The organism is Pseudomonas acericola (SeqCode) (assembly GCF_053456465.1).
Map to the genome: position 1 here is coordinate 956667 of NZ_JBRFJB010000001.1, position 20847 is coordinate 977513.

Here is a 20847-nt window from a genome sequence, read left to right on the forward strand (position 1 = left end):
GGTGCAAACCTGAACTGGCCTGCAAACCCAATCCCCTGTGGGAGCGGGCTTGCCCGCGAAGGCGGCCTGTCAGTCGGCACAAATGCAGCTGGCCCACCGCTATCGCAGGCAAGCCCGCTCCCACATTTGGGCAGCCACCTCTATAATGGCCGCCTTTGCGCAACTCATCAGGCTCTCAGTTCTTGGCAAATATAGATAACGCGGCCGCCGAAATGGCGGCCGCAGGCTTTTACCGCATCGCCCTGGGCGTGGAATACAAAGGTTCGCGCTATCGCGGCTGGCAGCGCCAGGCATCTGGCGTGCTGACGGTGCAGGAAACCCTGGAGAAGGCGCTGTCGAAAGTTGCTGACTCACCGGTGTCGCTGATGTGCGCCGGGCGCACCGATGCCGGCGTGCATGCCTGCGGCCAGGTGGTGCACTTCGACACCCAGGCCGAGCGCACGATGAAGGCGTGGGTGATGGGCGCAAATATCAACTTGCCCCATGACGTCAGTGTCAGTTGGGCCAAGGTCATGCCGGCGCACTTTCATGCGCGCTTCAAGGCCATCGCCCGGCGTTACCGTTATGTGATCTACAACGATCAGATCCGCCCGGCGCACCTCAACGAAGAAATCACCTGGAACCACCGCCCACTGGACGCCGAGCGCATGGCTGAGGCCGCGCAGCATCTGGTCGGCGTGCATGACTTCAGTGCGTTTCGCGCTGGCCAGTGCCAGGCCAAGTCGCCGATCAAGGAAGTCCATCACCTTCGGGTGACGCGCCACGGCAAGATGATCGTGCTGGATATCCGCGCTGGTGCGTTCCTGCACCATATGGTGCGCAACATTGCGGGCGTGCTGATGACCATTGGTACTGGCGAGCGGCCGGTGGAGTGGGCCAAGGAAGTGCTGGAAAGCCGTGTTCGCCGTACAGGCGGTGTAACAGCTCATCCATTTGGCCTGTATCTGGTGGACGTGGAGTATCGCGACGAGTTCGAGCTGCCGGAACGTTTCATCGGGCCACACTTCCTCACAGGTTTCAGCGAACTTGGCGGCTGACGCCCGGAATAGCTTTTGTTACCATCCGGGACTTTCTCGGCCCAACCCTGAGGTTTCCACGACATGCCAGCCGTTCGCAGCAAGATTTGCGGGATTACCCGCATAGAAGACGCGCTGGCGGCAGTCGAGGCGGGGGCGGATGCCATCGGTTTCGTGTTTTATGCCAAGAGCCCGCGCGCGGTGAATGTACTGCAGGCGCGGGCGATCATCGCCGCGTTGCCGCCGTTCGTCACCACTGTGGGGTTGTTCGTCAACGCCAGCCGCTGCGAACTCAACGAAACCCTGGATGCCGTACCGCTGGACATGCTGCAATTCCATGGCGACGAAAGCCCTGACGAATGCGAAAGCTACCAACGTCCGTATATCAAGGCGGTGCGGGTCAAGGCCGGGGACGATATTGCCGCCGCGTGCGCTGCCTATACGGGCGCTCGCGGGATCTTGCTGGACACTTATGTCGAAGGCGTCCCCGGTGGTACGGGCGAGGCGTTTGACTGGACGCTGATTCCCGAAGGGCTGAGCAAGCCGATTATCCTGGCTGGGGGGCTCAACCCCGTGAACGTCGCGGCGGCCATTGAGCAGGTGCGCCCATATGCCGTGGATGTCAGCGGTGGGGTGGAGCAGGGCAAGGGCATCAAGGATCACAGCAAGATTCGCGCATTCATGCAGGCTGTGCGCGGGATGTGACGGCTGGCAGTCTGCCGCCGTCCATAACTACCACTGTGTAAAACAGCCCGGTGCCGCTTGCGGGTGGCCCGGAAATGAAGTGGCAACCCTGCACTGGCAGGTTGTCTGGAAGGCTGAGGATGCATGCGGGAAATGGCTGGTCGAACGTCTGACCCCGTCCAGTATGTGTCATCGCCACATATGAATTTAGCTCAAGGGCATACGCGGGGCTGTGTTCAAGCCACCGGTACTGGAGAAAGAAAGCATGAGCAACTGGTTAGTAGACAAACTGATCCCTTCGATCATGCGTTCCGAGGTGAAGAAAAGCTCGGTTCCTGAAGGTCTGTGGCACAAGTGCCCATCCTGTGACGCGGTGCTGTACCGCCCGGAGCTGGAAAAGACCCTGGACGTTTGCCCCAAGTGCAACCACCACATGCGTATCGGCGCCCGCGCCCGTATCGACATCTTCCTGGATGCCGACGGCCGTGCCGAATTGGGCGCTGACCTGGAGCCGGTTGACCGTCTCAAGTTCCGCGACAGCAAGAAGTACAAGGACCGCCTGACCGGCGCGCAGAAGCAGACCGGCGAGAAAGACGCGCTGATCTCCGTCAGCGGCAAGCTGCTGGGCATGCCCGTTGTGGTCTCGGCGTTCGAGTTCTCCTTCATGGGCGGCTCCATGGGTGCCATCGTCGGTGAGCGTTTTGTGCGCGCTGCCAACTACGCCCTGGAAAACCGTTGCCCGATGATCTGCTTCGCCGCCTCCGGTGGTGCGCGCATGCAGGAAGCGCTGATCTCCCTGATGCAAATGGCCAAGACCTCTGCGGTGCTGGCGCGTCTGCGTGAAGAAGGCATCCCGTTCATCTCCGTACTGACCGACCCAGTCTACGGCGGCGTTTCCGCCAGCCTGGCCATGTTGGGTGACGTAATCGTCGGCGAGCCAAAGGCCTTGATCGGCTTTGCCGGCCCGCGTGTGATCGAGCAGACCGTGCGTGAAAAACTGCCGGAAGGCTTCCAGCGCAGCGAGTTCCTGCTGGAGCACGGCGCAATCGACCTGATCATCCCGCGCGGTGAACTGCGTCCACGCCTGGGCAACCTGCTGGCACAAATGATGGGCCTGCCGACGCCTGTGTACGTCGCGCCCAAAGTTGAACCGATTGTCGTGCCGCCGGTGCCTGCAAACCTATGACCCAACGTACCCTGGGCGAATGGCTCGCCTACCTTGAGCAGTTGCATCCGTCCGCCATCGACATGGGCCTGGAGCGCTCGCAACAGGTAGCGGCCCGCCTCGGGTTGGGCCGGCCGGCGCCGCGCGTGATCACGGTGACCGGTACCAACGGCAAAGGCTCTACCTGTGCCTTTGTCGCCGCGCTGCTGCAGGCCCAAGGCCTGAAAGTCGGCGTGTACAATTCTCCGCACCTGCTGCGTTACAACGAGCGGGTGCAACTCAATGGCGTCGAAGCCACTGATGAGCAGCTCTGCGAAGCCTTCGCGGCACTGGATGCCGGGCGTGGCGAGATTTCCCTGACTTACTTCGAGATGGGCACCCTGGCGGCGTTCTGGCTGTTCGAGCGTGCGCAACTGGACGTGGTCGTGCTGGAAGTCGGCCTGGGCGGTCGCCTGGACACGGTCAACGTGGTGGATGCCGACCTGGCGTTGGTGACCAGCATTGGCGTGGACCATGCTGATTACCTGGGCGATACCCGTGAGTCCGTAGCCTACGAAAAGGCTGGGATCTTCCGTCAGGGCAAGCCTGCGCTGTGTGGTGATATTGATCCACCGCATACTTTGCTGGACAAGGTGCGCGAGCTGGACTGCCCGTTCTACTTGCGGGGCCGTGAATTCAATCTTGAAGTCGGTGAGCAACACTGGCAATGGCGCGGGCGTGATGCGCGTGGCCAGATTGTGGAGTTGCGCGACCTGTCGTTGCTGAACCTGCCGATGGAAAACGCCGCACTCGCTTTGCAGGCCTACCTGTTGCTGGATCTGCCGTGGGATGCCGGGCAGATTGCGGCGACCTTGCAGGCCACTCGGGTGGTAGGGCGCCTGGATCGCCGTGCGTTCGAGTGGGAAGGCAAGCGCCTGAACCTGCTGCTGGATGTGGGGCATAACCCGCATGCGGCTGAATACCTGGCGCGGCGCCTGTCGCGTACGCCGCCGGTCGGTCGTCGCCTTGCGGTATTCGGCTTGCTGGCCGATAAGGATCTGGAGGGCGTGGTTGCGCCGTTGCTGGGCAGTGTCCAGGCTTGGGCGGTCGCGCCGCTGGATTCGCCGCGTAGCCGTCCGGCTGTTGAACTGGCGGCGGCGTTGCAGAACCTTGGTGCGTCCGTGGCGTCGTATGCAAGCGTCACCGCCGCCCTTGAGGCGCAGTGCGCCGTTGCCACGCCTGACGACGAAATTCTGTTGTTCGGGTCATTTTATTGTGTTGCCGAGGCGCTTGAGTGGTTGGCCCGGCGCTCCACGGAGGAAGCTGCACATGGCATTACTGGATAGCGCATACAAGCAGCGAATGGTTGGAGCCCTGGTTCTGGTGGCGTTAGCGGTGATTTTCCTGCCGATGCTGTTTTCCCGCCAGGATGAGCAACGCCAAGTCGTGGTTGAAGCGCCCGCTGCGCCGCAGGTGCCTGTGGTGCCTCAGGTGCAGGTAGAACCGGTGGTGGTGCCAGAGCCGCAGGCCTTGCCTGAGGAAGAACCGGTGCCGACCGATGCTGAAGTCGCCGCGCAAACCGCACCGTCGATGCCGGTGCAGCCAAGCGTGCCGGTGGTCAAGCCAGCGCCGGCGCCTGTCGTGGCGGCCAAACCTGCCGCTCCGGCACCTGCGCCCAAGCCTGTAGTGCCGCAACCCGCCGCGCCGGGCAAGCCGGATGTGGGGCAGAGCCGTATCGATCCGAATGGCCTGCCGATCAGTTGGTCGATCCAGCTCGCCAGCCTGGCCAATCGCGAGAGCGCCGACGCCTTGCAGAAAAAGCTGCGTGCTCAGGGCTACAACGCCTACATCCGCAGTGCCGACGGCAAGAACCGAGTGTTTATCGGGCCGCTGATCGAGCGCGCCGAGGCGGATCGCCTGCGTGATTTGCTGGGGCGCCAGCAGAACCTCAATGGTTTTGTGGTGCGTTTCCAGCCTGAGCGCGGTTGATCAGCGCCAGTTATTGGGTGAAATGCAGGCCAAGTGTGGGAGCTGGCTTGCCTGCGATAGCGGTAGGGCAGTCAACAGTGATGTTGAATGTACCGGCCTCATCGCAGGCAAGCCAGCTCCCACATTGTTTTTGGGGTGGGGTTGAAATGGCATCAATCCATCACAAACTACTGATTTGCAAAGCAGCCGTAATCACCGCTTACCGATAGCCCAGCGCTCTGCTAAAATGCGCCGCCTTATCTGTCTGTAGGCTGCACTGTGCCATTTACCTGGGTTGATTGGGCGATCGTTGCAATCGTCGCCATCTCCGCTTTGATCAGTCTAAGCCGCGGCTTCGTAAAAGAAGCTCTATCGTTGCTGACCTGGATCATCGCAGGAGTCGTAGCCTGGATGTTCGGTGGCTCACTGGCGGTTTACCTGGCCGGATATATCGAGACACCTTCGGCTCGCGTCATCGCGGGCTGCGCCATCATGTTCATCGCCACGCTGCTGGTGGGAGCAATGGTCAATTATCTTATTGGCGAGTTGATACGTGTCACCGGCCTCTCCGGGACCGATCGATTTCTCGGCATGGCCTTTGGCGCCGCGCGCGGCGCGTTGCTGGTGGTTGTGGCGGTCGGGCTATTGAGCCTGGGGCCAGTACAGCAGGATTCGTGGTGGCAGGAGTCGGTACTCGTGCCAAAATTTCTATTAGTTGCCGATTGGTCCAAGAACCTCATTTTGGGGTGGAGCAGTCAGTGGCTGGCCAGCGGAATCAGCGTACCCGCTGATCTTCCGTTCAAGGAACACCTCTTGCCGGCCAAAACGCCGCAGTAAGCTGTGTTCAGTCAAGATTCATTAAGTAGGGGTTGCGTCGCATGTGTGGCATCGTCGGTATCGTCGGTAAGTCGAACGTCAATCAGGCGCTGTATGACGCGCTAACCGTCCTCCAGCACCGCGGCCAGGACGCTGCCGGTATTGTGACCAGCCACGACGGCCGGTTATTCCTGCGCAAGGACAATGGCCTGGTACGTGACGTGTTCCATCAGCGTCACATGCAGCGCCTCGTCGGGCACATGGGCATTGGCCATGTGCGTTACCCGACTGCCGGTAGCTCGACTTCGGCCGAAGCTCAACCGTTTTACGTCAACTCGCCTTACGGCATCACCCTGGCGCATAACGGCAACCTGACCAACGTTGAACAGCTGGCCAAGGAGATTTACGAATCTGACCTGCGCCACGTCAACACCAGCTCCGACTCGGAAGTGCTGCTCAACGTGTTCGCTCACGAGCTGGCCCAGCGCGGCAAGCTGCAGCCGACCGAAGAAGACGTGTTCGCTGCCGTTACTGACGTGCACAACCGTTGTGTCGGTGGCTATGCCGTCGTAGCCATGGTGACCGGCTACGGCATCGTCGGTTTCCGTGACCCGCACGGCATTCGCCCGATCGTGTTCGGCCAGCGTCACACCGACGAAGGCGTCGAGTACATGATCGCTTCCGAGAGCGTCTCGCTGGACGTGCTGGGCTTCACCCTGATCCGCGACCTCGCGCCGGGCGAAGCGGTGTACATCACCGAAGACGGCAAGCTGCATACCCGTCAGTGCGCTGTAGCGCCGAAACTCACCCCGTGCATTTTCGAACACGTCTACCTGGCGCGCCCGGATTCGATCATCGACGGCGTTTCGGTGTACAAGGCGCGCCTGCGCATGGGCGAGAAGCTGGCCGAGAAGATCCTGCGCGAGCGTCCTGAGCACGACATCGACGTGGTGATCCCGATCCCGGACACCAGCCGTACCGCTGCGCTGGAACTGGCCAACCACCTGGGCGTGAAGTTCCGCGAAGGCTTCGTGAAGAACCGCTACATCGGCCGTACCTTCATCATGCCGGGCCAGGCAGCGCGCAAGAAGTCGGTGCGCCAGAAGCTCAACGCCATCGAGTTGGAATTCCGCGGCAAGAACGTGATGCTGGTAGACGACTCCATCGTGCGCGGCACCACGTGCAAGCAGATCATCCAGATGGCCCGCGAAGCCGGTGCGAAGAACGTGTACTTCTGTTCCGCAGCCCCAGCTGTGCGTTACCCGAACGTGTACGGCATCGACATGCCGAGCGCCCATGAGCTGATCGCCCACAATCGCACGACCCAGGACGTTGCCGACCTGATCGGCGCCGATTGGCTGATCTATCAGGATCTGCCAGACCTGATCGAAGCAGTCGGTGGTGGCAAGATCAAGATCGAGCAGTTCGACTGCGCCGTGTTCGACGGCAAGTACGTGACCGGTGATGTCGATGAGGCCTACCTGAACAAGATCGAGCAGGCGCGTAACGACTCGTCGAAGATCAAGACCCAGGCGGTCAGCGCGATCATCGATCTGTACAACAACTGAGTAGACACCGGCCCTGAGGGGCCGGTTTTGTATCTTAAATAAAGAATTGAGTAAGGAGTGGCAGCATGAGTCAGGAATGGGATGCCGGTCGGTTGGATAGCGACCTCGATGGCGTAGCTTTCGATACCCTGGCTGTGCGCGCCGGTCAGCACCGCACGCCGGAAGGTGAGCACGGTGATCCGATGTTCTTCACTTCCAGTTATGTATTCCGCACCGCCGGTGATGCCGCTGCACGCTTTGCGGGCGAAGTGCCGGGCAACGTTTATTCGCGCTACACCAATCCGACCGTGCGCGCGTTCGAAGAGCGCATCGCGGCCCTGGAAGGCGCTGAGCAGGCGGTAGCGACGGCGACCGGCATGGCGGCGATCCTGGCGGTGGTGATGAGCCTTTGCAGTGCAGGCGACCACGTGTTGGTGTCGCGCAGTGTGTTCGGCTCGACCATCAGCCTGTTCGAGAAGTATTTCAAGCGCTTCGGTATCGAAGTGGACTACGTGCCGCTTGCGGATCTTTCCGGCTGGGACGCAGCAATCAAGGCCAATACCAAGCTGTTGTTCGTCGAGTCGCCGTCCAACCCGTTGGCGGAGTTGGTGGATATCGCGGCGTTGTCCGAAGTGGCTCACGCCAAGGGCGCGATGCTGGTGGTGGATAACTGCTTCTGCACGCCGGCGTTGCAGCAGCCGCTGAAGTTGGGTGCGGATATTGTCGTGCACTCGGCCACCAAGTTCATCGACGGCCAGGGCCGTTGCATGGGGGGCGTGGTGGCGGGTCGCGGCGAGCAGATGAAGGAAATCGTCGGCTTCCTGCGCACCGCGGGCCCGACTTTGAGCCCGTTCAACGCCTGGATCTTCCTCAAAGGCCTGGAAACCCTCAGCCTGCGCATGAAAGCCCATTGCGCCAATGCGCAGGCACTGGCCGAGTGGCTGGAGCAGCAGGACGGTATCGAGAAGGTGCACTACGCCGGCCTCAAGAGCCACCCGCAACACGAGTTGGCCCAGCGCCAGCAGCGTGGTTTCGGTGCGGTGGTGAGCTTTGAAGTGAAGGGTGGCAAAGACGGCGCCTGGCGCTTTATCGATGCTACGCGCCTGATCTCCATCACTGCCAACCTGGGCGACAGCAAGACCACCATCACCCACCCGAGCACCACGTCTCACGGGCGCCTGGCGCCGCAAGAGCGTGAAGCGGCGGGCATTCGTGACAGCCTGATCCGCATCGCGGTAGGTCTGGAAGATGTGGCTGACTTGCAGGCTGACCTGGCTCGCGGGCTGGCGGCCTTGTGATCGAGTGGTCCCAGGAGGGCGCGGCGGCCACTAACGGGCGCGTTGCGTTGGTGACGGGGGCTGCCCGTGGTATTGGGCTTGGGATCGCTGCCTGGTTGATCAGTGAAGGCTGGCAGGTGGTGTTGGCTGACCTGGACCGTGATCGCGGTTCCAAGGTGTCCAAGGTGCTGGGGGAAAATGCCTGGTTTATCACCATGGATGTTGCCGATGAGAAGCAGGTCGCCCAGGGCGTTGCCGAGGTGCTTGGGCAATTTGGTCGCCTGGATGCCTTGGTGTGCAATGCGGCGGTGGCAGATCCGCGCAATATCACTCTGGAAAGCCTCGACCTGGCCTACTGGAATCGTGTGCTTGCGGTGAACCTCAGTGGGCCGATGTTGTTGGCCAAGCATTGTGCGCCGTACCTGCGCGCCCATGGCGGCGCCATCGTTAACCTCGCATCGACCCGCGCTCGTCAGTCCGAGCCGGACACCGAGGCCTATGCGGCGAGCAAGGGTGGCCTGCTGGCGCTCACTCACGCGCTGGCCATGAGCCTTGGCCCGGAAGTGCGGGTCAACGCTGTAAGCCCTGGTTGGATCGACGCGCGCGATCCTGCTGCGCGGCGTGCCGAGCCGTTGACCGACGTGGATCACGCCCAGCATCCTGCGGGCAGGGTCGGCACGGTGGAGGATGTGGCGGCAATGGTGGCGTGGTTGCTGTCGCGTCAGGCCGGGTTTGTCACCGGGCAAGAGTTTGTCGTGGACGGTGGCATGAGCAAGAAGATGATTTACAGCGAGTAGGGCAGGTGGCTGTCTTGAAGTAATTTTGTCTTTTTCAGAAAAACTTCAAGCGGGCTATTGACTTAGGTCCGTTACCTGCGTAAATTTCGCGGCCTCAACGAAGCAAAGGGTGATTAGCTCAGCTGGGAGAGCATCTGCCTTACAAGCAGAGGGTCGGCGGTTCGATCCCGTCATCACCCACCACTTCTTGAGAGTTTTGCCTTAGGGCAAGACGCAACGTTAAAGGTTGCACCGACGCGCAGCGGTAGTTCAGTCGGTTAGAATACCGGCCTGTCACGCCGGGGGTCGCGGGTTCGAGTCCCGTCCGCTGCGCCATATTTTCCAGGTCTGACTTGTCAGGCCTGAGATTGAACAGCCAAGGCTGATCGATCAGACGTTAAAAAGACGGTTGAGGGTTTACGCTCAGCCGGTCAAGCGATACGCAGCGGTAGTTCAGTCGGTTAGAATACCGGCCTGTCACGCCGGGGGTCGCGGGTTCGAGTCCCGTCCGCTGCGCCATATCTGCTCCAAGGCCCACTGAACGCCTTGAAGCACAAAGAAAGCCTTTGGCTGCTTTGATCCGATAGCAAAGACCCTGGTCGAAAGACCGGGGTTTTTTGTGTCTGCGATTTGGTCCAGTGACCACCCTGGTCAAGAATGTGGGAGTGGGCTTGCCCGCGAATGCGGTGTGTCAGTCGCCAGATTTATTGACCGATCCACCGCTTTCGCGAGCAAGCCCGCTCCCACACAAGCGCGCTCCAATAGTTGGATTGGGTCAGAACCCCAACTTATCTCGCAGCCCGTAATACCAAGCCCCCAATGCCGCAAACGGCGTACGCAACAATTGCCCGCCCGGGAACGGGTAGTGCGGCAGGTCGGCAAACGCGTCAAAACGCTCTGCCTGGCCTCGCAGCGCCTCCGCCAGTACCTTGCCCGCCAAGTGCGTGTACGTCACGCCATGGCCGCTACAGCCCTGGGAGTAGTAGATGTTGTCGCCCAGGCGGCCTACCTGTGGCAAGCGCGACAGAGTCAGCAGGAAATTGCCGGTCCAGGCGTAGTCGATCTTCACGTCCTTAAGCTGTGGGAATGCCTTGAGCATTTTCGGGCGGATGATTGCTTCGATGTTCGCCGGGTCGCGCGCGCCATACACCACGCCACCGCCGAAGATCAGGCGCTTGTCGCTGGTGAGGCGGTAGTAGTCGAGCAGGTAGTTGCAGTCTTCGACGCAGTAGTCCTGCGGAAGCAGCGTCTTTGCCAGATCGTCGCCCAAGGGGGCGGTGGTGATCACTTGTGTGCCGCAGGGCATCGACTTGGCCGCCAGCTCCGGTACCAGGTTCCCCAGGTAGGCGTTGCCGGCAACGATGATGAACTTGGCCCTGACCTTGCCCTCGGCGGTGTGCACCACCGGATTGGCGCCACGCTCGATACGCAGCGCCGCCGATTGCTCGTAGATCGTGCCGCCCAGGGACTCCACCGCCGCCGCTTCGCCCAATGCCAGGTTGAGTGGGTGAATGTGGCCGCCGCTCATGTCCAGCAGGCCGCCCACATAGTTGTCACACGCCACGACTTCGCGGATGCGGCGCTCGTCCAGCAGTTCCAGCTGCGTGTGGCCGTATCGCTCCCATAGGCGCTTCTGCGACTCCAGGTGGCCCATGTGCTTGCTGTTGAGTGCGGCGAACACGCCGCCGTCCTTCAGGTCGCACTGGATCTGATATTTGGCAACCCGTTCGCGAATGATCCGGCCACCCTCGAAGGCCATCTGTCCGAGCAGTTGTGCCTGCTGGGGGCCGACGCTGCGTTCGATCACATCAATATCACGGCTGTAGCTGTTGACGATCTGCCCGCCATTACGGCCCGACGCGCCGAACCCTACCTTGGCAGCTTCCAGCACCGTCACGCGAAAACCGTTCTCCAGCAGGAACAGCGCGCTTGAGAGGCCGGTATAGCCAGCGCCAATCACGCACACATCGGTTTCGACATCACCTTGCAGCACTGGGCGGGGCGGGACCGCATTCGCGGACGCGGCGTAATACGACTGGGGGTAGGGGGTGTTCGCCATCCTGGAACCTCTGTTTTATATTTTTTACGAGTGCCCCGATCCTACCTGAGTTGAAAATTGCCTGCCAGCCACCCGAAAACCGTGGGTATGCCCGGTGCAAATAAATAATTCGCATATTCATAGGGTTAGCTGCAAAAAAGATGTTGACACCCCTTCGGAATTCCGTAGAATGCCGCCTCACAGCAGGCACGTAGCTCAGTTGGTTAGAGCACCACCTTGACATGGTGGGGGTCGTTGGTTCGAGTCCAATCGCGCCTACCAAACAAAATCCGCTCTGCTGGGCGGTCTAGAAAGGCTCACCGAAAGGTGGGCCTTTTTTTGTTGTCTGGAATTTGCAAATGGCTGCAGGTGCTTTGCCTGCAACCAGGTACGAAGCATTGAGCGCGCCTATTGCGACAGATCAAGGCGCATCACAGTCATCCCGATTTCGGCCATGTCAGTGCTGAACGGTACTTCTCCGAGTGTTCTGAATCCAAAGTGCTCGTAGAAGCGCTGTGCATCAGAATTGCTCTTCAGCACGTCCAGCCAAATGGAGCCTTGATTGCGATCTTGTGCGGCGTCATGAATGAACTGGAGAAGCTGCTTGCCGCAGCCTTTACCAGCCTGAGACTTGAGGAAGTAAATTTTCTGCAACTCCGCACCCACCTGAGTTGATAGCGGGATCCGTTTCGCCCAGTTTACTTTTGAGTAGCCTACTGCGCGGTTTTGCTCATCGAATGCGATTAGCCAACAGTGTTGGGCGGGGGATTCGATTGATTTTTCCAGCGCGTGGACTGAGAAGTCCTCGTCGAGGAAGTTCTGGATTCCGGCGGTGGTCCAGATCTGCGAAAAGTGTTCTTTGTAAGTGCGTATGCCTATCTCGCGAAGCGTGTGCAGGTCTTCGATGGTCGCCTGCCTGATAGTGATCAATCTCTCTTTCCTACTCTGCGATGGGTTCGGGCCGGGGCGTGTGAGCGAGGCCGTCTGTCAGGCTGGATCGCGCGCGACAGTGCTTCTCGCAAGGCTGACCGCCGCGGTAATGGCCGCCCGGGCCTGTGGGCTGTTTTTCCAGCAGGTCGAACCTACAGCGGCCGAGGCTTGCGCCAGAATGTCACTGACATTCGATGCTCCGAGCGCGGCCAGGGATTCGATGCCCATTTGTTCAAGTCGAGCAATCACGGTCGGCCCTACGCCCTTGAGCGCAAGCAGCAGAGCCCTTTCTTCCGGTGAAAACGGCATCCACAAAATCCTTTTTTGGGCGTCGGCGTTGGGAATATCCTGGGCAAACGGGGGTAGAGTCGCAACGACTCCTGCGGGGAATCTATCTAGCCAGGGCGTATTGATCAATCAGCAGAAAAGCTGAGCCACCGATAGCAGGCAGATGATTTGTACAACCATCTGGCAGCGGATCTCACCATTTGTTGTCGCCATACCCATTTGTCCGGCGTACATAGTGGACTTCCTCTTCGTCAGCGAAGCGATGCACAGAGATGCGCTATCGCACAAATGAGTATAGGTGCTGTGTGAGATTCTTCATTGTTAAGCCGACCAGGCGCGACGAGCTGTCTCTGGGTCAACCAAGTGGTTGGCCCTTTTTTCATTGATGAAGCCATACTGAGCGACGTTTTCGTCTCATGCAGGAGGTCGCAATGGAAGTGTCGTTCAACGTATCCGAACAGGAGCGCGAGGCAATCCTCAAGCCGCTGCGCGCTTACAACCTCAGCATTACCGGGGAAATTCCTTTCGAAACCGTCGGGATTTTACTGCGTGATCCCGACAGCCAAGAAGTTGTTGGCGGGCTCTACGGGAAGATTTCCTACGGCTGGCTGTTCGTTGAGTTGTTGAGTGTCCCGGATCAGATGCGCACCCAGGGTACGGGCACGCGGCTGATGCGTACGGCTGAGGATTTGGCGCGCCAAAGAGGTTGCGTTGGGATATGGCTGGATACCTTCAGCTTTCAGGCGCCCGGGTTTTACCGAAAACTGGGTTTCAGCGAGTTCGGTCACGTTGCCGACTACCCGCCGGGTCATCAGCGCTTCTTTTTTCAGAAGCGTTTCGCGTAGAACCCTAGGCGCTGATGACCGCCAACCGGCTTCAGCGCGCGCTCCAAACACTCACAAAATTTATTGATTTGCAGCAACAATTTTTCTTGTTGGACACCTCCCGCCCCAGGCAGCAAAGTTGCCGCCACTGACGCTCGACCTTCCGGGTCAACAATAAAAAACCGAGCCGACTGCACGCCACTTCTTGCTGTGAACCCTTTGTTCACATCCTGCTGTAATGGCGCCGCAGCGCGCATTTAAGGACTTCATCGTCATGCAAACTGTTGTGAACCTATGGCCGCTGATCGGCGTACTTGTCATCGTGGTTGGCTTTGTCTTGCGCTTCAATCCGCTGTTGGTGGTCACCGCTGCCGCCATCGCCACCGGGCTTGCTGCCCACTTCCCGTTGGAAAAGATCCTCGCCACCATGGGTGATGGTTTCCTTCAGACTCGCGCCTTGCAATTGATCCTTCTGTTACCCCTGGCCGTCATCGGTTTGCTGGAGCGCCATGGTTTGCGCCTGCATGCGCAGAACTGGATCGCACGGTTTGAGCGTGCGACGGTTGGGCGTCTGTTGATCATCTACCTGTTTGTGCGTGAATCCACGGCGGCCATGGGCTTGACCAGCCTGGGCGGGCATCCGCAGATGGTGCGTCCGCTGTTGGCGCCGATGGCCGAAGGTGCGGCGGAAAAGCGCTACGGCAAGTTGCCGGATAAGGTGCGGCACAAGGTGCTGGCGATGTGTGCGGCGACGGACAACGTTGGGTTGTTTTTCGGTGAAGACATTTTTGTCGCCTTTGGCGCGATTGCACTGATGCACACCTTCCTGCTCGGCTCGGGCATTGATGTGGAGCCGCTGCACATTGCGGTGTGGGGCATTCCCACGGCGATCTGTGCCTTTATCGTTCACGCAATCCGCTTGCATCGGTTTGACCGCAGGCTCACCCGCGAGCTGACGCCGACCGTGATGTCTGTGGGGGCCGTGCAATGATTATCTCCATTCAATATCTGTACTGGTTGGCCGGTGTGCTACTGCTGATCACCGCAGGCATGATCGTGTTGGACCGCAGCCATCCTAAACGGTGGTCCAGCGCGCTGTTCTGGCTGCTGTTTGCCATTCCGTTCCTCGTTGGGGAGCGCTTGCCGTCGGTGGTCATCGGTGCAGGTGTGGTGGTGATGGCATTGATCGCCGGCATGGGCGGCGTTGGCCGTGGCCAGCATGCCGAACTGCATGACAAGGCTTCCCGCGCCAGCGCCGGTCGCTTGGGGCACAAGCTGTTTATCCCAGCGCTAGCCATTCCCCTGACCACGGTGATTGGTTCGGTACTGCTCAAGCACACCGAGATTGCCGGCGTGCCGCTGCTGGACCCTAAAAACACCACCTTTGTGTCCCTCGGCATCGGTTGCCTGATCGCCCTCGGCCTGGCCTGTTGGCTGACTCGCGATACACCGGTGCAGGCCCTGCGCGAATCCCGGCGCCTCACAGAAGCCCTGGGCTGGGCCATGGTGCTCCCGCAAATGTTGGCGATGCTCGGGTTGTTGTTTAATGAGGCGGGGGTCGGTACGGCCGTCGCTCACGTCACCACCACCTATATCAACCTGGATTACAAGTTGGTGGCGGTGATGGTCTACGTACTGGGCATGGCGTTGTTTACGGTGATCATGGGTAACGGTTTTGCGGCCTTCCCGGTGATGACCGGCGGTGTCGGCGTGCCGGTATTGGTGGGGATCTACGGTGGCAACCCGGCGGTGATGGCGGCCATTGGCATGTTCTCTGGCTACTGCGGCACATTGATGACACCTATGGCGGCGAACTTCAATATCGTGCCGGCAGCGCTGCTGGAACTGCCGGACAAGAACGCTGTGATCAAGGCGCAGTTACCCACGGCGCTGATGATGTTGGTGGTCAATATCGTCCTGCTTTACCTGCTGATGTGAGATCAAGATGCAAACGATACTGCTGACGGGGTTTGAGCCTTTCGATCAAGACCTGGTGAATCCGTCCTGGGAGGCGGTACGCCAACTGGACGGCATGCAACTGGGCGACGATGTGCAGATTGTTGCGCGCCGGTTGCCTTGCGCGTTTGCCACGGCGGGTGAGTACCTGACCCAATTTATCGCTGAACTGTCCCCGGTGATGGTCATTGCCACTGGCCTCGGCCCGGGGCGCAGTGATATTTCCATCGAGCGGGTGGCGATCAACGTTAACGATGCGCGCATCCCCGATAACTTGGGCGCGCAACCGATCGACACTGCGGTGGTTGTGGGTGGTCCCGCAGCGTACTTCACCACGCTGCCGATCAAGGCGATGGTCAAGGCCGTGCGCGAGGCAGGGGTCGCGGCCTCGGTTTCGCAGACCGCAGGTACGTTTGTATGTAACCAGGTGTTTTATCGGTTGCAGCACCTGCTGGCGGGGACAGCTGTGCGCAGTGGGTTTATTCATGTGCCCGCCTTGCCGGAGCAGGTCGTTGGATCGGGTCAACCTTCGATGGCTTTGGCGATGCTTGTTGAAGGCTTGCAGGTTGCAGTACGGACGGCGTGGCGTACGCCCATGGATGTTGTGGAGGGCGGCGGACAGGTCAGTTGACCCGTCCGATTCGCCTTAGCTGGAGTGCAATCGGATCACTCCGAAGGCGATAGCGCATGCAAGGCCGGCCATTGCGAGCGTGGTGGCGACGAAGCATTTGATGATGTTCATCTCCGTCGTCGCCAGGTCTGCCCGGGTGGCGAAGTGTTTTTCAATGGAGTCTGCCTTGCTCGAAACGGTTAATAGCTTCTCTTTCATTTCTGTTAACCCCTTTTCCAGTAAGCCCAAGCGTTTTTCCAGGCCGGAACCTCCGTCGCTACCTCCAGCAGTTCTGCCTTGGGCTGGGGTATTCAGAGTATTCGCGGCACTGAGTTGATGTTGTCTTTTTTCCACTGCGTGACGTCCGTTTCAAACAATGTGAGTGAGTGCCTCGGAGCAAAGAATAGTAGGAGTGCGGGCCAGTAGGGGGCGGCAAATTTTTGCAAAATAACACCGTGGCTCTGGCCTGTGGTTTCCAGTCCCCCTGCTCGGTGAGCAGCCAGCGTTTACAAGCATCGATGGCATCCGTAGATTGCGTCGGGCCGATTATTTGTTACCGCCCATGAGGAAGCCACGCAGTGTCCATCCCAGCTGCTCAACATTACCGCGCCTTTCTGTTCGATATGGACGGGACCCTGCTCAATTCCATCGCCGCTGCCGAGCGGGTGTGGAGCATTTGGGCGCAACGCCATGACCTGGACGTAGCGGCGTTCCTGGCCACCATCCACGGCGCACGCGCGATTGATACGATCACGCGCCAGGCATTGCCCGGTGTCGATCCAGAGGCCGAGGCGCAGTGGATCACCGAAGCCGAGATCAATGATGTCGAAGGTGTTATCGCGATACCTGGCGCCGCGGCATTCCTGAACGACTTGCCGGGCGATCAATGGGCGTTGGTTACCTCTGCCCCTCGGGCACTGGCGTTGCGTCGTCTGCAGGCTGCGGGAATTACTCCGCCTGCTGTGTTGGTGACAGCCGAAGATGTCGCCACCGGCAAACCTGACCCCGCTTGTTACCTTTTGGGGGCGCAGCGACTGGGCGTGCCGGTTGAGGAGTGCCTGGTGTTCGAGGATGCGACAGTGGGCATTCGGGCGGGCGAGGCTGCGGGTGCGGATGTGATGGTCGTGACCTCGACGCACCTCGAGCCCATGGTGACGAAGCATCCGTCGATAAACGGATACGAAAAACTACAGGCCCGGCGTAGTGCCGACGGCTTGCTGTATGTGGAGGGAAGGGACGAATGATGCGAAGGGCATCAACTTGCCGCTTTGCGTCGCAGCTGTTGAGTCGCGCTGCGGCACAACCTACGCCGGACGGCCGCCTGGATGGGCTTGAGGCAGAACGCAAACAGATAGGCGCACAGGAATAAGCCAAGCTCCAGCCACGAACGGGTTTCAGGGCTGGCGGCGTGTTCGGCTCCCAGGCTCAGGCCAAATTCCAGCCCTGCGAAGGCAAGCCCGATCAGCAGGGCGATTATCCAGGCACGAATGGCGAAGGGTTGTGTTGCTGTGCGCCTCATCGACGTGCTCCTGACTGCACTCTGATGGCGGGAAAGGGTCAGGAGATTCGGCTATGAGTTGGCCCACAAGTTCCAGGCACCGATATAGTTTCATCTTTGCGGGGATGAACGGCCGAGGCATTCGAACTCACGGAAAACCTAAGCAGGGCTCGGGGTTTTCGCCAGCCGTTACAGTGAACGAAAAGGCTGGCTACTGGGTGTGCTTCAAGGCGTCTGGTTTTTGTCTGGAGCAGTCAGCCCAGCCTGGATGCGTTGGTAAATCTCCTCGCGATGCACGGCAACGTCCTTTGGTGCGTTGATGCCGATTCGTACTTGCTGGCCGCTAACGCCCAGGATGGTGATCGTGATGTCATCACCGATGTTTATGCTTTCACCGACTTTGCGGGTGAGTATAAGCATGGACTTCTCCTTGATTACTTTTAAGGACACATGTTTCAGACAGGGCAGGTGTCGGATGTGTGTAGCTTACTGCTAAGCGCTTCCCTGTGACTGCCTCTTTTAGGACGCATAGAGGCGACATTAATTCCCATGGCGGCATCATACAGGTCTGCGATACATGATTCGCATTGTTTAAGCCAACGTTTATGACGGCCAGAATAGACAGTGAATGATAAAGTTGCCTCTTTATCCTTTAAAGGAGCAGGGCAGTGCGTAAAGTAGCGATGGCAATTGCGGTGTTGGCATTGGCCGGTTGCGGTGAAGGCAAGCGTGTCGATGCCCCCAAGGCCAAGCCTGCCGTGACCGAAAGCCAGCCACAAACCGGTACGATTGCCGCCCAGGAGTGGGATGTGCGCGTAGGCCCGCCGGACCACAAGTTGCAGGCCATTACCGACCTGACAGCGTGGTTGCTGGAACATGGTTTCAATTTTTACATCGCGAAGGTCGACGGTAAGGACGAGGTGTTTCTAGGGCCTTTCGCAAGCAAGGCCGAGGCTGAGGCCAAACAGACATTGCTTAACGAGAAGATGGCCCGCGCCAAGAAAACCGATACAGAGTCACAGGTTGTCGAGCACCAGGCTGCGCAATAAGGGCTGGTTGGGCGGGAGTCCCGCCCACGTTCAACCGCAGGCCTTGAGGTTTACCGGGCCGACAAATTCATTGCCGCGCCCCATCACGCAGGCTACGGTCTGATTGCGCTGGCGCTCCCAGGTTTGCACCGGGTAGGTCTTGTTCCAGGCTTCGTACAACTGACGATCCTGTTTCGACAGGCGCAAACCGTATTGCTTGCTCATGTAGAAATAAGTGCGCGCAATCATCCCGCGAACGGACGGGCGCGGCATGACTTTCTTGGCCTTGAAGTCCACCTGGGTCAGGCATGATCCGTACTGCCCGCGTTGCACGGGCAGCCAACCAAAACTGAAGTTGTTACGGTCCCCGTTGACCTCGCCGATGCTGGGCACCAGATTGTGCAGGTCGGCTTCGGCGCGCTTGAATGCATCGTCATGGCGCGTGCAGTTTTTGCGCCCACCTTGTTGCCAGCATTGGCGCTGATGCCCGATCTGCCAGGCTGGGACAATATGCTCCCACTCGATACGTGCAGCGCGGCTGGCATTTTTGCGTGGGATGTAGCCGCAGGCTTTCAGGTCCACGCGGTTGCCCGTGTATTTGCAACCGCAATAAAACTCGGTGGATTGTGGCGCGTAGAGCGTCCAGGCGACTTTCTTGGCTTCGCTGAACGTGCGAGGCGCTTGCGCGTGGGCGGTGATGGAAAAAAACAAGCAACACATAGCAATAAAGCGGGCACTCATTGAATCAATCTTCCTTCGGCACAACCCAGAAAATCTGCACGCCGCCATCATCCCGGTATGCGAGGGTGACGTTGTCGTTCTCTGCGATTTCCTCCAGCAGGCGCTGCCACTCATCCTCGGGTTCATCCGGCAGGCGGAAGATCAAGGCTGCCTTGGCTTTCTGGGCATTGGTCGAATTGATGATCTTTTGCACACGAATGGCCAGGCGTTCGTAAGCGCCAGGTGGTGTTTGTGCTGCGGAAGAGGACTTTGCCACGGGGAACTCCTTAGATAAGCTGTACGTGCATACAGTATTTAACTGCGAGCAATTTCGCAACTGCTTAAACTTCAGGAAGTTCGTCTGATACCGACTTGGGCGGTTTGGTGTAGGAAGGGGCGGTGCTAATGGTGGGCATTTGCGAGGGGAGGCAGGGGCGGGTAGGCCGCCCCTGCCGGGGTGTCACCAGGAATCAGTATTCCCAGAACATCCGTTGCAGCTCTTTGCTGTCTTGGGTCTTGGTCAGGGCGACCATCGCGAGGATGCGGGCTTTTTGCGGGTTCAGGTCATGAGCAACCACCCAGTCGTATTTGTCGTCAGGTTGTTCGGCGTTGCGCAGAACGAAACCGCCAGCATTTACGTGGGAAGAACGAATGATCTGCACGCCTTGTTTACGCAGCTCTTGCAGGGCAGGGACAACCTTGGACGACACCGAGCCATTGCCGGTGCCGGCATGGATGATGGCTTTGGCGCCAGCCTGGGCCAGGGCCTTGTAGGCCGTGTCGCTCACGTTGCCGTAACCGTAGGCGATTTCAACGTCGGGCAGGCTCTTGATGTTCTTGATGTCGAATTCCGAATCCATGGTGTGGCGCTTGGCTGGCAGGCGGAACCAGTAGGATTTGCCTTCAACCACCATGCCCAGCGGGCCCCATGGGCTCTTGAACGCTTCGGTCTTGATGTTGACCATCTTGCTCACGTCGCGACCCGATTGGATTTCGTCGTTCATGGTCACCAGCACGCCCTTGCCGCGAGCATCTTTGCTGCCGGCCACGGCCACGGCGTTGTACAGGTTGAGCATGCCGTCTGCCGACATCGCGGTGCCTGGGCGCATGGAGCCGACCACGATGATTGGCTTGTCGGTTTTTTCCACCAGGTTCAGGAAGTAGGCGGTCTCTTCCAGGGTGTCGGTGCCGTGGGTGATCACGATGCCGTCCACGTCCTTGCTGTCGGCCAGTTCGGCGACGCGACGGCCCAGTTGCAGCAGGTTGTCGTTGTTGATGCTCTCGGATGCAATTTGCATCACTTGCTCGCCGCGAACGTTGGCGATCTGGCTAAGCTCAGGAATACCGGCGATCAGTTGCTCGATACCGACCTTGGCTGCCTGGTAGGTGGCGCTGTTGGCCGAGCTGGCGCCAGCGCCGGCGATGGTGCCGCCGGTGGCGAGGATCACCACGTTGGAGAGTTTGGTCCTGGTTTCAACTTCCTTTGCCTGGGCGGCAACGGGGAACAGCAGCAGGAGGGCCAGCGCGCCCGGGACAATGTTCTTCAATGCAGATTTCATTATTTTTCTCTCTGGTTTTTGATGAGTGCTGGTGCAGGTTCATCTAGAGCGCCCGGGCGGTTCTGAACGCCGCGAGGTGCAGGGAAAGAGCAGGATCTGTACCAGCCTGACCAAGTTTTTAGTCATAAAATAAAGTATTGATTTATAAGGAATAAAATCATTTTCCGG

The 20847-nt window shown here is 59.5% G+C and carries 25 protein-coding genes and 4 tRNA genes; 19 read left to right on the forward strand and 10 right to left on the reverse strand.

The window, feature by feature from the left end:
- The first annotated feature begins 212 nt into the window (after nt 1-212).
- From truA to ACU688_RS04425, 12 genes are all read left to right on the forward strand, one after another.
- Nucleotides 213-1037 (forward strand): tRNA pseudouridine(38-40) synthase TruA, encoded by an 825-nt coding sequence (gene truA, locus ACU688_RS04370; protein WP_017737855.1) that lies wholly within the window; start codon nt 213-215, stop codon nt 1035-1037.
- Nucleotides 1038-1100: 63 nt separating this feature from the next.
- Nucleotides 1101-1721 (forward strand): phosphoribosylanthranilate isomerase, encoded by a 621-nt coding sequence (locus ACU688_RS04375; RefSeq protein ID WP_448183774.1) that lies wholly within the window; start codon nt 1101-1103, stop codon nt 1719-1721.
- A 244-nt stretch (nt 1722-1965) separates the two neighbouring features.
- Nucleotides 1966-2886 carry an acetyl-CoA carboxylase, carboxyltransferase subunit beta gene (accD, locus tag ACU688_RS04380; RefSeq protein WP_017737853.1) on the forward strand — a complete coding sequence of 307 codons (921 nt, stop codon included), beginning with the start codon at nt 1966-1968 and terminating at the stop codon, nt 2884-2886.
- Nucleotides 2883-4190 (forward strand): bifunctional tetrahydrofolate synthase/dihydrofolate synthase, encoded by a 1308-nt coding sequence (gene folC, locus ACU688_RS04385; protein WP_448183775.1) that lies wholly within the window; start codon nt 2883-2885, stop codon nt 4188-4190. The genes accD and folC overlap by 4 nt, the downstream gene beginning before the upstream one ends.
- The gene (locus ACU688_RS04390) at nt 4174-4833 is read left to right on the forward strand and encodes an SPOR domain-containing protein (protein ID WP_448183776.1); all 660 of its coding nucleotides are present in this window, start codon (nt 4174-4176) and stop codon (nt 4831-4833) included. Before folC ends, ACU688_RS04390 begins: the two co-directional genes overlap by 17 nt.
- Before the next feature lie 258 nt (nt 4834-5091).
- Nucleotides 5092-5649, forward strand: a complete 558-nt coding sequence (locus ACU688_RS04395) for a CvpA family protein (RefSeq protein WP_448183777.1) — start codon at nt 5092-5094, stop codon at nt 5647-5649.
- A gap of 41 nt (nt 5650-5690) precedes the next feature.
- Nucleotides 5691-7196, forward strand: coding sequence for an amidophosphoribosyltransferase (gene purF, locus ACU688_RS04400; protein ID WP_017737850.1), 1506 nt, complete (start codon nt 5691-5693; stop codon nt 7194-7196).
- Between the two features lie 65 nt (nt 7197-7261).
- Complete coding sequence (locus ACU688_RS04405) at nt 7262-8473, forward strand: O-succinylhomoserine sulfhydrylase (RefSeq protein ID WP_017737849.1); 1212 nt, start codon at nt 7262-7264, stop codon at nt 8471-8473.
- Nucleotides 8470-9249, forward strand: coding sequence for an SDR family oxidoreductase (locus tag ACU688_RS04410; RefSeq protein WP_448183778.1), 780 nt, complete (start codon nt 8470-8472; stop codon nt 9247-9249). Before ACU688_RS04405 ends, ACU688_RS04410 begins: the two co-directional genes overlap by 4 nt.
- A gap of 107 nt (nt 9250-9356) precedes the next feature.
- Nucleotides 9357-9432: transfer RNA gene (locus tag ACU688_RS04415), tRNA-Val, on the forward strand.
- A 55-nt stretch (nt 9433-9487) separates the two neighbouring features.
- Nucleotides 9488-9564, forward strand: a tRNA-Asp gene (locus ACU688_RS04420).
- Between the two features lie 106 nt (nt 9565-9670).
- A tRNA-Asp gene (locus tag ACU688_RS04425) sits at nt 9671-9747 on the forward strand.
- Nucleotides 9748-10003: 256 nt separating this feature from the next.
- Here the strand turns inward: ACU688_RS04425 and ACU688_RS04430 are convergent.
- Nucleotides 10004-11287 (reverse strand): NAD(P)/FAD-dependent oxidoreductase, encoded by a 1284-nt coding sequence (locus ACU688_RS04430; RefSeq protein WP_448183779.1) that lies wholly within the window; start codon nt 11285-11287, stop codon nt 10004-10006.
- Nucleotides 11288-11471: 184 nt separating this feature from the next.
- Between ACU688_RS04430 and ACU688_RS04435 the strand changes: the two genes are divergently transcribed.
- Nucleotides 11472-11548 (forward strand) — tRNA-Val (locus tag ACU688_RS04435).
- A gap of 126 nt (nt 11549-11674) precedes the next feature.
- Here ACU688_RS04435 and ACU688_RS04440 read toward each other — a convergent pair.
- Nucleotides 11675-12196, reverse strand: coding sequence for a GNAT family N-acetyltransferase (locus ACU688_RS04440; RefSeq protein ID WP_448183780.1), 522 nt, complete (start codon nt 12194-12196; stop codon nt 11675-11677).
- Nucleotides 12197-12253: 57 nt separating this feature from the next.
- Nucleotides 12254-12505 carry a helix-hairpin-helix domain-containing protein gene (locus tag ACU688_RS04445; RefSeq protein WP_448183781.1) on the reverse strand — a complete coding sequence of 84 codons (252 nt, stop codon included), beginning with the start codon at nt 12503-12505 and terminating at the stop codon, nt 12254-12256.
- Nucleotides 12506-12915: 410 nt separating this feature from the next.
- Here ACU688_RS04445 and ACU688_RS04450 point away from each other — a divergent pair, with 410 nt between their 5' ends.
- Complete coding sequence (locus ACU688_RS04450; RefSeq protein ID WP_448183782.1) at nt 12916-13329, forward strand: GNAT family N-acetyltransferase; 414 nt, start codon at nt 12916-12918, stop codon at nt 13327-13329.
- Here ACU688_RS04450 and ACU688_RS04455 read toward each other — a convergent pair.
- On the reverse strand, nt 13311-13565 hold the full coding sequence (locus ACU688_RS04455) for a hypothetical protein (RefSeq protein WP_448183783.1): 255 nt from the start codon (nt 13563-13565) through the stop codon (nt 13311-13313). The genes ACU688_RS04450 and ACU688_RS04455 overlap by 19 nt on opposite strands.
- 17 nt (nt 13566-13582) lie before the next feature.
- On the opposite strand from ACU688_RS04455, the gene ACU688_RS04460 reads away from it, so the two are divergent.
- Genes ACU688_RS04460 through pcp form a run of 3 tightly spaced genes read left to right on the forward strand, consistent with a single transcriptional unit; the run spans nt 13583 to nt 15895 of the window.
- Nucleotides 13583-14299 carry a DUF969 domain-containing protein gene (locus tag ACU688_RS04460; protein WP_448183784.1) on the forward strand — a complete coding sequence of 239 codons (717 nt, stop codon included), beginning with the start codon at nt 13583-13585 and terminating at the stop codon, nt 14297-14299.
- Nucleotides 14296-15246 carry a DUF979 domain-containing protein gene (locus ACU688_RS04465; RefSeq protein WP_448183785.1) on the forward strand — a complete coding sequence of 317 codons (951 nt, stop codon included), beginning with the start codon at nt 14296-14298 and terminating at the stop codon, nt 15244-15246. Before ACU688_RS04460 ends, ACU688_RS04465 begins: the two co-directional genes overlap by 4 nt.
- 7 nt (nt 15247-15253) lie before the next feature.
- Nucleotides 15254-15895: a pyroglutamyl-peptidase I gene (gene pcp, locus ACU688_RS04470; RefSeq protein WP_448183786.1), complete on the forward strand. Its 642-nt coding sequence runs from the start codon at nt 15254-15256 to the stop codon at nt 15893-15895.
- 15 nt (nt 15896-15910) lie between these two features.
- On the opposite strand, the gene ACU688_RS04475 is transcribed toward pcp, so the two are convergent.
- The gene (locus ACU688_RS04475) at nt 15911-16228 is read right to left on the reverse strand and encodes a hypothetical protein (RefSeq protein ID WP_448183787.1); all 318 of its coding nucleotides are present in this window, start codon (nt 16226-16228) and stop codon (nt 15911-15913) included.
- Nucleotides 16229-16452: 224 nt separating this feature from the next.
- Between ACU688_RS04475 and ACU688_RS04480 the strand changes: the two genes are divergently transcribed.
- On the forward strand, nt 16453-17118 hold the full coding sequence (locus ACU688_RS04480; RefSeq protein ID WP_448183788.1) for an HAD-IA family hydrolase: 666 nt from the start codon (nt 16453-16455) through the stop codon (nt 17116-17118).
- Between the two features lie 11 nt (nt 17119-17129).
- Here ACU688_RS04480 and ACU688_RS04485 read toward each other — a convergent pair whose 3' ends face one another.
- Nucleotides 17130-17393 carry a hypothetical protein gene (locus ACU688_RS04485; RefSeq protein ID WP_448183789.1) on the reverse strand — a complete coding sequence of 88 codons (264 nt, stop codon included), beginning with the start codon at nt 17391-17393 and terminating at the stop codon, nt 17130-17132.
- 204 nt (nt 17394-17597) lie between these two features.
- The gene (gene csrA / locus ACU688_RS04490; RefSeq protein WP_003192511.1) at nt 17598-17792 is read right to left on the reverse strand and encodes a carbon storage regulator CsrA; all 195 of its coding nucleotides are present in this window, start codon (nt 17790-17792) and stop codon (nt 17598-17600) included.
- 263 nt (nt 17793-18055) lie between these two features.
- On the opposite strand from csrA, the gene ACU688_RS04495 reads away from it, so the two are divergent.
- Nucleotides 18056-18421, forward strand: a complete 366-nt coding sequence (locus tag ACU688_RS04495) for an SPOR domain-containing protein (RefSeq protein ID WP_448184030.1) — start codon at nt 18056-18058, stop codon at nt 18419-18421.
- Nucleotides 18422-18451: 30 nt separating this feature from the next.
- Here the strand turns inward: ACU688_RS04495 and ACU688_RS04500 are convergent, their stop codons facing one another.
- From ACU688_RS04500 to ACU688_RS04510, 3 genes are all read right to left on the reverse strand, one after another.
- Complete coding sequence (locus tag ACU688_RS04500) at nt 18452-19141, reverse strand: endonuclease (protein ID WP_448183790.1); 690 nt, start codon at nt 19139-19141, stop codon at nt 18452-18454.
- Nucleotides 19142-19145: 4 nt separating this feature from the next.
- The gene (locus ACU688_RS04505; RefSeq protein ID WP_017737837.1) at nt 19146-19397 is read right to left on the reverse strand and encodes a DUF1654 domain-containing protein; all 252 of its coding nucleotides are present in this window, start codon (nt 19395-19397) and stop codon (nt 19146-19148) included.
- 193 nt (nt 19398-19590) lie between these two features.
- Nucleotides 19591-20679 (reverse strand): asparaginase, encoded by a 1089-nt coding sequence (locus ACU688_RS04510; RefSeq protein WP_448183791.1) that lies wholly within the window; start codon nt 20677-20679, stop codon nt 19591-19593.
- Nucleotides 20680-20847: the final 168 nt, after the last annotated feature.